We start from the raw sequence: 9,559 nt of genomic DNA, 5'->3' as shown, positions 1-9,559 counted from the left end.
CCCCAACCAATTTGACTGAACATTTTCAATCCATCCTGTTTACTGGGCCCATTTGTAATTAGGTTCTGATCCATCACAAAAAAGAACCCGCTCTTTCCTGCTATTTCAACATCAGTTTTTGTAAGATCAATACAAGTAGCGCTATGGTAATATGCGCCAACTTTATATGAACCAGTGACATTTCCATCTGTATCAATAAAATGATATTGGGCTTCGCCAATGGACAGATAGCCTTCATTCTTGATGTCAATCTTATTATTGATTCCATATTCATTTGACTTGAAGTCTCCCGGATCACCATCATAAACACCGGCAACTAATGTGAAATCCGGTGATGGACTCCAGGCAGTTACAATTGCCATGGATGCCATAGGGAAAATAGGGGCTGGAAAATTCAAAGAAATAGAAGCTGGAATACCAAAGGAACTATTGATAAAATTTCCTCCATTTTCGACGACAACAAACTCCGAATTTAAATCGTGCTGACCTACTAAAAATGAAAAACTTCCAAGCTGTTGTTTGAAATAATATTCAAAGAGGCCTGTATAATCTCCCGCTTCAATATTAGAACATACCTGAATGTCACCAATAAGATCTTGAGTTGCCAATCCACCGTGCGTATTTAATCCGTGTAGAAAAAATTGTCCGCCTTTCCACAACCCAGCTTTCCCGGTATCAAACCATGCAAAAAGATCAACCATGCCCATATATGTTCCTGACTTTCTTACTCCACCTTTTATATTAGCAGCAAAATCTCCCATCACTGAAACTGAAAAGTCTAATGCACCATCTTTTGCATTGGTCTCTTCTGTTTCGTTCTTATCCTCTTCCGCTCGTGCAATGCCGAGAGAACAGAAAAAAATTAATTTGATTAATAAAATATACAGCAATGATCTACTGTACCATCCTGTATCAATTTTTAATCCCCTTCTTTTAAAAATCATTTTTAAAAAGTTTTATTCAGTTTATCCACCTGATTGCCAGGTGAAAAAAAATTATCCTACCTTATGAATTGCTTTACAATTCAATTGTGATTATTCAAAAGAGTAAAGGAGAAGGAGTATAAATGAAGAAAAGTGTTTCCTCGAATTACAGTGAAGACTAACTGTTGTACTAAGTAACAGATACTTGCTCTTTTTCTTTTTTCTTAGTATCTCTTTTTAGCTTTTCTGTTTGTTGTTTATGACTCTTTAAATCGATAATTTCCTCAGTACTAAATACCTTATCCACTGATAGTACCATTACAAACTGGTCATTATATTGCGTCATATTACTTATGAAATCCGTTTTATAAGTGTCTCCTATATTTGGAACAGGTAACAGATCCTTTTCATGAATTTCCAGAACTACAACCACCGAATCTACAAGAGCTCCAACACGAAGTGTTTCACCGTCTGCCTTGATATCCATCACCACAATACAGGTATTCTTGTTGAATTCGATTTCAGACATGCCAAACTTTACACGTGTGTCTATCACTGGCAACACCTCCCCACGCAGATTAATAACTCCCTTCATATAAGGGGCAGAATTTGGAACCTCAGTAATCCTGAGCATTTCTAGTATGTTTAATACCTGATTCACATTAGCAGCAAAAATTTCCTTGCCAAGTGTAAATAAAAGGTAAGAATTAACATTTGATTTTTCTTCCATGATTTATTTCTGTTTAAGATTAATACTCTGATAAATAAGTTTCTTAATATCCAGGATAAGTGCTACTGAACCATCACCCAAAATAGAGGCCCCTGATATATACTCCTGTTCTTTATAAAATTTCCCCAGGGGTTTAATAACAGCTTGGAGTTGTCCTACAATTTGATCAGTTACAATGCCAATTTTGGTGCCTTCAAAATCCACTACAACAACGTGCGTTTTGATCTCCTGATAATCATTGTAATTGAACTCCTTCCTTATATTTACTATTTGTATCTGTTCGCCATCAATAATGATCAGGTCGTTATAGCAATTTCTGATTTGCTCTGTATCTACTACCTTAATTTTATGGACACTCGTCACCTGGATGATATACGATGTATCATTTACCTTGATCTGCAATCCATCAATAATTGAAAGCGTCAAGGGTAGTCTTATCGTGATGGAAGTCCCTGAACCCTGCGAACTTTCAATGTTTACAACGCCTCTGATTTCTTCAATTTTTTTCTTGACAATGTCCATTCCAACGCCTCTTCCTGACACATCCGTAACTTTTTTTGCAGTTGAAAATCCCGCCGAAAATAATAGATTGGCCAGCTCCTTTTCATCAATAGATTCATCTACTCCAATGAGACCCTTATCTATGGCTTTTTGCTTTATCCTTTCATATTTTAACCCGGCTCCGTCATCTGATATCTTGATAATTACATGGGCTCCGGAGTAATATGCCTTCAGCGTAATTTTACCCTTTCCTGGTTTTCCATGTTTGAGTCGGTCTTCAATTGTTTCTATGCCATGATCCAGGCAATTTCTAAGTATATGCATAATTGGATCATACAAGGTTTCTATCAGGGTTTTGTCAAGCTCTGTTTCACCTCCCTCAACATTAAAATCAACACTTTTGCCTAGCTCCATGGAGAGGTCTCTCACCATTCTCTGAAATCTCATAAACAATTGATTGACAGGTATCAAGCTAATGCTGAACACATTATCTCTTAATTGCCGTGATAACTTCTCCACTATTTCTGAAACAGTAGAAAGGCCGGGCAAATTACTACCTTCACTGATATTACTAAGGCGGGCTTGTGTCGTGACCAGCTCGCTCACCAGATTCATTAAAAGGTCTATTTTATCTGAAGAAACCTTTAAAATTGAGATTTTCTGCTCTGTTATTTCTGTTGTTGAGTTTTCGTCAACTGAATTCTCCCTAATGATATTTAAGAGATGATTTACATATTGCTGCAATTCATCAATGTTGATGAGTACCTGTTGTTGCCTGTCTTCCTCAATTTTCTTTAGGAAGACATTATTTCGAAGTAGGTCTTCATCTGCAACCCTGCAGATATTAATTTTAGCGGAATCCTGAACGAAAAGAAAAACTTCTTCTATTTCTTCTACACTTTTATTAGTCGCCAAATAAATTTCCCAATACGTATAGCATCCCGTAGGATCCAATTGATCAAACGCAGGAATATCTTTCTTGTGGGCATTGATTTTTGATTTACCCAATGCAGCAATATCTTCAAGGATAAAGGATGGATTGGTTCCATTTCGCATCAAATCCGTGTCAGGATAAAAGCTAATATAATAAGTAGATATTGCATTAGACCGATCAAAACTTATAACTTGCGAAGCAACTCCTGTTGGTGCTATTGAATTAATTAGAGATTTATTTGAGACAATCCCCATGATTTTTTCTTCCAGCTCTTTTTGTTTTAGCTTATTACTTTCAATTTTCAGAGATGGATCAATGAGTATATTTCTCAAATGATCAACAACAGATAAGGTAGTACTCAACACTTTATTATCTGCTATATTATGCTCACTTCTTATTTTATCATAGATGTTTTCAAGCTGGTGTGTCAGCTCTCCCATCCGCTCAAACCCGAACATTTTAGCATTCCCTTTTAGCGTATGCATTACTCTAAATACAGAATCAATCGCCAGAGAATCAGAAGGAGAAGACTCCAGAACCAGTAGAGAGGCCTCCAGCTGATCGATCAACTCGCTGGCTTCTTCGACAAAAACATCTACAAATTGTTTCATCATCTGATTACCTTTTGAACAACTGAGAGAAGTTTATCAGTTACAAATGGTTTAACAATCCAACCAGTTGCTCCTGCTTCTTTAGCCTCTTGTTTTTTACTAACCTGAGATTCAGTAGTAAGAACGAGGATAGGGGTATATTTATAATCTTCTTTTTGCCTTATTTCCTTTATCAACTCAATGCCATTTTTCTTAGGCATATTAAGGTCTGTAATGATCAAGTTTATGGGAGTTCCATCCAAAAAACTCTGTGCATGCTCTCCGTCATTTCCAACAAGAACATTATACTCAGCATTTTCAAGTGTGTAATTCATGATTTCTCTGATGCTTTCAGAGTCATCTACGATTAGAATTGTCTTGCTCATTTGTATTGTATTTAGTTGAGATTATTTCTTCAAAATCACATATTTTAAAGGGATCTGATTCACCATTTTTGCTCAAATAACTAATTGAAACAGGTTTGTTAATGGATTTTGCATGAGAAACTAATGAATACAAAAGCTGTACTCCTGAAAAATCCACATCTATATCTTCAGATAGTGTTAAAGATAAATGATTGAATTGCTTAAGATGATCCGCAAATCCCTTATGTATTTCACTAACATTCCTTATTGTCAAATCCTTTTTAAGTTTAAATTCCGCCATATCTATAATTTTAGAATAGTTCAATAGTTCCAGTATCCTCCTCAACAGTATTTTCCAATTCAACTGAGGAAATTCCAAATTCTCTCTGCTTTTTCTTGTGAATTATCCGTTCGCTATCCATCGAATAGATTTCTTTTAGCTGATGATATGCATCCACTTCTCGTTTTGTCAACGCTCTGCCGCCTACATTTTGGGTAAATGCAATGAGGCTATTTTTGCAGTCACAAATTATTCTATCTAATACATTGTTTGTACCCAGTAATTCCAAATTGGCTTGAATTTCAACGCTGAGAGACTCTGAAATTTTTGATTTTTTGGAGAGAATCAGTTTGTAATTACCCCCTTTTGAAAACACATTTTGTGATAATTGTTGAAAGTTCTCCAGAGCTTTTCTGAATTCATTGAGCAAGTCAAATAGATGTTCATCAATACTTCTTTTTTGAGACATTGATCCAACAATGGAGTCGTGAATTCTTTTCATCATCTCCTGGATCTTTGCCAATAAATCTTGATGTAACTTTTCAGAGGTTTGAATGCCTTCTATCTGAGTAAAAACTTCATAAGAATTGTCCAATAACGCTTCAAAATAGTTTAATAAAGAAGACGAAATGCTTTTGGATCCAATTTCATCTGTAAAGCATCTCTGAAGAAAGGCCTCTAAAGATTGATAAATCTCATTGATAATATTTAGCTTTTGCCCAATTTCTGCCTGTGAACTCGAGTAAGTGTTGCAAAGCTGATCTAGCCTACCTTTGACAGATAAAGCATTAATTTGTACACCCTTAACGACGGAATGATACTCTTCATGAACAAGGTTTAAGTGACTGATTGTCAATGCGGACAATTCTGGAATCATGGTATAATATGGAGAATCCTCCGATTGATTATGGCTTTCTTTTGCAATTAAACCATCAATTACCAATGTCAGGATTTCATTTATATGTTCGAGTTTTTGCCCAATAATATCTTCAAACTGCAGGTAGGTTGACAATTGACTCAACTTCTGAAGCGTATGCTCGGTTAACTTTAATTGTTGATGACTATTTTCCCCTATCCTGTCGATGATTTCTATTAAATCTCTCTTTAACTTGAGGGGGACTATTATATTTGAACCCTCTACTCTATGCATTGTTCTTACCGTACTTGCACCAATCCTTGATTGAAACTCTTTAATACTCCTCTCAACCAAGGATATCTTTTCGCTGATTAATTCCAGCTTTATTTTTGTATTGCTGTAATTCTCAAAATTGCGATCATCAAGTTTATTTGAAAGGTAAATTGAATACATTTCATTGATTGAACTTTTGGTTTGTTGTAGTTCTTCCTGCAAAAAATTCAACTTGTTATCTAGCAGCAGTAAAAATTGTCGGCGCTCCATACTTGCTGAATTAGTAGATTCACACCTAGTAAAAATATCAGCATCCAGATATTTTTCATATAATTCCTGAAGTCCATGTTGTTCTTTTCCAATTAGTTCAGAAACTTTTTCAAGCTCAGAAGTACTTTTTTTAACACAAAGCCTTATTGGAGAAAAAGTGGACTTAACTTTCCGATTTAATGTTTCTACCTGAATATGACTGCGATTAAAAACCTTGATTAGATTATCTAAGGAACCTAAATTTTGAATTCTATTTTTACTGCCGTTGCTCACTCTTCCCTCTAATTATTTGACTTCTAAAACAGTTCTACAGTAATTGTCTGAACAAAAAATGCATAAGTTTTAACTCCCTTGACGCTACCTTGTGAGGATGTCACCAACAGTGAATTTTCATTTCCATTTTGATCATATGAAGTTATCTCAGTGCGAACAGTAATCTCTTTATATTGTCCACCACCGGTATAATATATGCAGCTATTATCTTGCTCGTTTCTGAACTCGAGAGGCAAGAGTTTGTTAATTGATTTACCAATAATATCTTCACGGGAAACACTCCAAATTTCCTCAGCAGACTTATTAAAGAAATCAACAATTCCGTCTTCCTTAAATATGACAACCCCATCAACGCATCCCTCCAGAATTGCAATGTTTTTGAGCTTTTCACTTTCGATGTGCTCAACCTGACCTTGCATTTCTTTTTTTGCCAGTTCCAATTCTCGATGAAGATTCTCCCTGGATGCTTCCAGCTCTTCTGCGTTTTGCCTCAGCTCTTCCTCCTGTGCTCGTAACTGTTCAGTCATTGCCTGTGAGTTTTCCAACAATTTTTTAGTGTTGATAGCGCTAGCTATAGCTGAAAAAGTAGATGAAATGTTTTCGCATACTTTTATGATGAAGTCAATTTTATAATCATCAAAATCTTTAAAAGTGGCCAATTCTATGACACCTAGAGGTTTGTTGTTAATGATTAAAGGAACAATGAGTAATGCTTTTGGATTTGCATCCCCCAATCCTGAAGTAATGTTGACAAAACCATCAGGAATTTCTTTTATATAGATATGCTCGGACTCTTTTATTGCCTGAACCATTAAATTGCCACTATCCATTGTCACCTGGTTTTCAACATACCTTTTCTTCCCCCAGGCATATGTAGATAATAATTGAAGAAATCGATTGTCTTTAGTTTCTTCTATTGTGAATATTGCTCCCTGATTAGCTCCAACATATCGCACTAATTCAGAGATTAGCTGATCTCCAAATTTTTCAATGTCATCATGCTGACTTTGTAAAACTTCGCTGAATTTGGCAAGTCCGACATTCATCCAGTTTGTTTGTTCTTCTTCAAGCTTTGTATGATTGATGCGAGTGGATAGTTTGCTTAAACTTTTTATCAGTTCATTTTCTTCTATTTCGCCACTTAATTCTATAGCACTATTTCCTGCCAAAAGCTCATTGAGATATCTGCCAATAGCTGCATTAATTTTACTATACTTATTTAGCTGCTCAAACAAAATTCCGATTTCTGCCTTACCATTATTTAGCTTTTTGTCATTTTCATTGCCATTTGCAAGAACCCTACTAAATTCAATACCTTTCTTTAGACCATTAAAAAAATTTGTTTTGAGAAAAAGTATGAAGGCCAACAGCTCAATCCCCAATATTAGGAACAAAATATAGACTGAAATGCTTCGATAATACCCGAGAGTCTTAGTCTGTTGCTCCAGGTACATTTTTGATTTGGATAGTCTTTTGTTCAGTTTTTGAATTGCTATCCTGAAGGTCTGATTGTTCATTTTCAATTTGAACAGCAATTCTGATAAAAGTTCCTTAAAGGAATTCTCAGTATCAAGCTTGGTGTCAAAAACATCCATCAAATGCTCTGAAATCTCAAATTCTTGCCCTTGATAATCAATCATGTTCAGGTCAATAAACTTTTGGATTTGAGCAGTGAAGCGTGCATACTCTTTTTGAACTTTACTATCAATCGTACCTGATGCACTCCTATTTGTATCATTATTAAGTATCAGCAGGTAATGCTCTAATTCAGATATATAGGAAATACCAACCTGAGCCTCCTCAGCCTTATTATCGAATCTTATTGATAACAGCAATTGCACAGCAACCGTTGCCATAATCAGGAAGCAGAAAAAAATGGATAAATGAAAAAAACTTATTTTATTGATATATTTCATCTCTATCTTCTAGAACCAAATAGCATTTTAGGGCCATTTGACAAGCCAAGGTTCGTTTAATTCATTCAATACTTAAAGAGGAGATTATTAAGCGGGAAGGTTTTTTGAGTTTAAGGGAGATCAAAATATTTAACGGATAGGATTATCTTTTCAAATTACCCAGTAGTTATTTCTGATTTACTAGAAAGGACGGATCTGTTACACTATCATTAGAAACCCTAATAAAAAAGGCTGATACAACAAATTTGCAGCATCAGCCTTAATCCTTCAACTTCTTTTCTTTTGAATGCTCAATAGTATGCAGTTGTATACAAATTTAAAAGATCAAATTATAAAGCGGATGTATTGACTGAGGGAGCGGTCAAATACGCAAAGGGACATAAGGTTTTAGCTTTAATCGTTTCTTTAAGTCAGTTTTTGACAAAGAAAACGTCTAATCCAATTATTTGCGTTTAAAAAAATTGATATAAGAAAATATAATTTGCTAATTCAATTTTTCTTAGCTTAAAGACTTCTAACTTTTTTATAAAAAGTGATCACATTACTTCTGACTAATGAGTTCCTTAATCTAGCTAAATATATAATACCAACTTTACCAAAACCAAACTAACTTAACCGATTTTTAGCCGAGCCTGATTAGTTAAGCCTCTGTTTTTTTCAATTAATTAAGCGAAATCGATCGATTCTTTTAACAAGAAAAATCAACTTTGGGCAATCAACATTTTCAAGATGTGTTTAGTATTTTTTGATAAAATCTAGTAAACCCATGTCTGAAAATACACCCTGCGTATTACATAATGATTTCATAATATGCTTTCCCAAATTTGGGACAAGTCAGTCTTAACCCTGTTTATTGGCCGTAAAGATGTATTCTATCTCGATGTTTGATATATTCATCATTCAATATTTCAATATCCATTTTGTCCAATTACAATATCTATCACACTAATCTTATCCTACTTCACCATCTTGGTTCGTTATCTATTGATCATAAATCAACAATTCCCAGAAGTACTTTATCTAATTGGAAGAAAAAGGACATTTCTAAAATAATGGGGTGTGATGCCATTACTGATGATGAAATCTCATTATTGAAAGAAATTGCCAAATGTAAAAACCTATTAAGAGCAGCTAAAGCCTTATATTTTTTATTCCATACCATATCCTCTTTGTTCAAGTACGCAGATAACAAGAATGAATTATTAAAGCTGAATAAATCATTGATCCTCAATACTATTGAAAAAGTCCAACCAATTCTTGGCACTAAACGAATCCTAAAATCTATTGGGATTTCTTGCTCCAAATTGTATTATTGGATTGAAAAGAAGAAGTGTCAAAACTCAATATTTCAACTATGTCAATCCCGTCATCCAAACCAATTACTTCCTGTTGAAGTCGATGTCATTAGAAAATATCTACTCGATGACCGGTTCATAAATTGGAGCTCGCTTTAAATATATTATCAGGCCCTTCGAGATAAAGCAGTATTTATGGGAATCGGTACTTGGTATAAATATGCCAATCGTTTAGGCATCAAAAGAAAGTTCTTCAGAATTAATAGAAAAAAAGTGATTGGGATAAGGGCGTCAAGGCCATTGCAAATAGTACAAATGGATGTCACCATTTTCAAGCCTCTCGACAATACCAA

General features: G+C 34.8%; 8 protein-coding genes. All 8 read right to left on the bottom strand.

Annotation, left to right across the window (positions count from 1 at the left end; translation table 11 throughout):
- Positions 1 to 944, bottom strand: a 944-nt coding sequence (locus Q0L68_RS11835) for a carbohydrate porin (protein ID WP_296703296.1), incomplete at its 3' end; no start/stop codon positions are given.
- 169 nt (positions 945 to 1,113) lie between these two features.
- Entirely contained in the window at positions 1,114 to 1,653 is a 540-nt protein-coding gene (locus Q0L68_RS11830; protein ID WP_296703294.1) for a chemotaxis protein CheW, read from the bottom strand.
- Positions 1,654 to 1,656: 3 nt separating this feature from the next.
- Positions 1,657 to 3,702 (bottom strand): chemotaxis protein CheA, encoded by a 2,046-nt coding sequence (locus Q0L68_RS11825; protein ID WP_296703291.1) that lies wholly within the window; start codon positions 3,700 to 3,702, stop codon positions 1,657 to 1,659.
- A complete protein-coding gene (locus Q0L68_RS11820; RefSeq protein ID WP_296703289.1) occupies positions 3,699 to 4,064 on the bottom strand; it encodes a response regulator in 366 nt (121 codons plus the stop codon). Before Q0L68_RS11820 ends, Q0L68_RS11825 begins: the two co-directional genes overlap by 4 nt.
- Complete coding sequence (locus Q0L68_RS11815) at positions 4,036 to 4,344, bottom strand: STAS domain-containing protein (RefSeq protein WP_296703286.1); 309 nt, start codon at positions 4,342 to 4,344, stop codon at positions 4,036 to 4,038. The genes Q0L68_RS11820 and Q0L68_RS11815 overlap by 29 nt, the downstream gene beginning before the upstream one ends.
- Positions 4,345 to 4,354: 10 nt before the next feature.
- The gene (locus Q0L68_RS11810; protein WP_296703283.1) at positions 4,355 to 5,995 is read right to left on the bottom strand and encodes a hypothetical protein; all 1,641 of its coding nucleotides are present in this window, start codon (positions 5,993 to 5,995) and stop codon (positions 4,355 to 4,357) included.
- 23 nt (positions 5,996 to 6,018) lie between these two features.
- Positions 6,019 to 7,851, bottom strand: a complete 1,833-nt coding sequence (locus tag Q0L68_RS11805) for a GAF domain-containing protein (RefSeq protein ID WP_296703281.1) — start codon at positions 7,849 to 7,851, stop codon at positions 6,019 to 6,021.
- Positions 7,852 to 8,899: 1,048 nt separating this feature from the next.
- Positions 8,900 to 9,214, bottom strand: coding sequence for a hypothetical protein (locus tag Q0L68_RS11800; protein ID WP_296703278.1), 315 nt, complete (start codon positions 9,212 to 9,214; stop codon positions 8,900 to 8,902).
- Positions 9,215 to 9,559: the final 345 nt, after the last annotated feature.

This window comes from Algoriphagus sp. (assembly GCF_024642405.1).
Classification (GTDB): Bacteria; Bacteroidota; Bacteroidia; order Cytophagales; family Cyclobacteriaceae; genus Algoriphagus.
Note: the sequence above shows the minus strand (reverse complement) of the source record. Positions and strands in the feature narration are given on the sequence as shown.